The organism is Tenacibaculum sp. E3R01 (assembly GCF_003318185.1).
In the GTDB taxonomy this organism is placed as follows: domain Bacteria; phylum Bacteroidota; class Bacteroidia; order Flavobacteriales; family Flavobacteriaceae; genus Polaribacter; species Polaribacter halocynthiae.
On record NZ_QOCC01000005.1, the window covers coordinates 1 to 2,194 of the forward strand.

The 2,194-nt window shown below is 29.9% G+C and carries 1 protein-coding gene; it reads left to right on the forward strand.

Translation table 11 applies throughout. The annotated features are described in order from the left end of the window. Nucleotides 1-2,194, forward strand: a 2,194-nt coding sequence (locus DS884_RS00055; protein WP_113785302.1) for a non-ribosomal peptide synthetase, incomplete at both ends; no start/stop codon positions are given.

The window sequence follows — 2,194 nt, forward strand, 5'->3', positions numbered from 1 at the left end:
TTTGTTAATGATAGATTCACATCATATAATTAATGATGGAGTTTCCAATGAGGTTTTAATGAAAGGTTTTTGGTTATTGTATCATGGAGAGTCTTTACCAAGTTTGAATATTGATTATATAGATTATTCAGTTTGGCAACAAAGTGAGGGGTATCAAGATTTAGTATCGAGTCATAAAACGTATTGGTTAGATAAGTATAGTGAAGAGTTAACAGCATTAGAATTACCTACAGATTATCCTCGTAGTCAAAATCAAAGTACAGAAGGAGATGTTCATTCAATAACTCTAAGTAAAAAACAAAGTGAAGAGTTACGTAAAATAGCAGCAAGTGAAGGAGTAACAATGTACACATTGTTTTTAGGTATTTATTCAATTTTACTAAGTAAGTTGTCAAATCAAGAAGATATTGTTGTAGGTACTCCAACAGCAGGGCGTAATCATGCCGATTTAGAAGAGGTTGTAGGAATGTTTGTGAATACATTAGCTCTACGTAACCAAGTAACTTCAGGAACTAGCTTTCAAGAATTTTTATCAGAACTACAAGTAAATACATTAATGGCATTTGATCATCAATTGTATCAGTATGAAGAATTGGTAGATGCATTAGATGTTTCACGAGATAGTGGACGTAATCCGTTATTTGATGTTTTTTATTCATACAATCAATATCAAGAAGTAACTGATATAGAAGAATCAGAGAGTTTGAAAATAGTAGGCCATGATGTTAGTTATACTATAGCGAAGTTTGATTTAATGTTAGATGTTTTAGATTCTGAATCAATAGTTTTATCACTTAATTATCGAACAGATTTATATAGCTCTTCAAGTATTGCAAGATTTTCAGGTTATCTAAATAAAATTATAGATAGTGTATTAGATAATAAAGAAAAGCAACTGAAGGATATAGATATACTATCAACTTCAGAAAAAGATAGATTGTTATTAGGTTTAAATACTACCAAAGTGAATTATGATTTAGAGGAAACAGTTTTAGATATGTTTCGCTCTAAAGTTGAAGAGTTTCCAAATTCTATAGCTTTAGTTATGGAAGGAAAAAACCTTACTTACCAAGAGTTAGATGCTCGTTCAGATTTATGGGCAACTCATTTGATGAGTTTAGGAGTGTTAAAAGGTTCTATAGTTGGTTTAATGATGACTCGTTCTTTAGAAATGATCACAGGTATTTTAGGTATAATGAAAGCAGGGGGAGCGTATTTACCAATCAATGTAGATCAACCTTTATCTCGAACTTATCATATGTTAGAAGAATGTGATGTAGAATTAATTTTAGGAAATGTAAATACTGATGATATTGTAATTGATTCGAAATATACCTTTATTGAAGCTAAAAAATTAGATCTATCTTTAGAAGTCAAAAAGAAATTATCTTTTGTTGAGGTATCAAATTTAGCTTATGTAATATACACTTCAGGATCAACAGGAACTCCAAAAGGAGTTATGGTTGAACATAAATCAGTTACAAATTTAATTAACCATGAGCGTGAATTTTTAGGAGTAAATATAACAGATAAGATATTACAATTCTCTCCATATTATTTTGATGTTTCTGTAGAGCAGATTTGGTTAGCCTTAACTACAGGTTCAAGTTTAGTTTTATTAGAGAAAGATACTTTAATAGATCATCAAAAATTTATAAATGTATTAGTTAGAGAAGAAATTACACATTTAAATGTTACCCCCTCGTTTTTAGAAAGTTTATCCTTACCTTCATTAAAATACCTTAAACGTATAGTTGTTTCAGGCGAGTCATGTAAGCCAAGTTTGGCAAAGAAATATATAAAAGATTATGATTTTTATAATGAATATGGACCAACAGAGGCAACTGTTATTTCAGTATCCAAAAAATTAAAATTAGAAGATTTAAAAGGAAGTAATATCTCTATAGGGTATCCTATTGCAAATACACAAGCTTATGTTTTAGATAAAGATCTAAAATTATTACCAAAAGGAGTTGTAGGAGAGCTTTATATAGGTGGAGTAGGATTATCATCGGGTTATATTAATAATGTTACATTAACAGAAGAACGTTTTATAGCCAATCCATTTGGAGAAGGGCGTTTGTATAAAACAGGGGATATAGTAAGATGGTTACCTGAAGGAGATTTAGAGTACTTAGGAAGAAATGATCATCAAGTAAAGATACGAGGTTATCGAATCGAATTAGGAGAGATA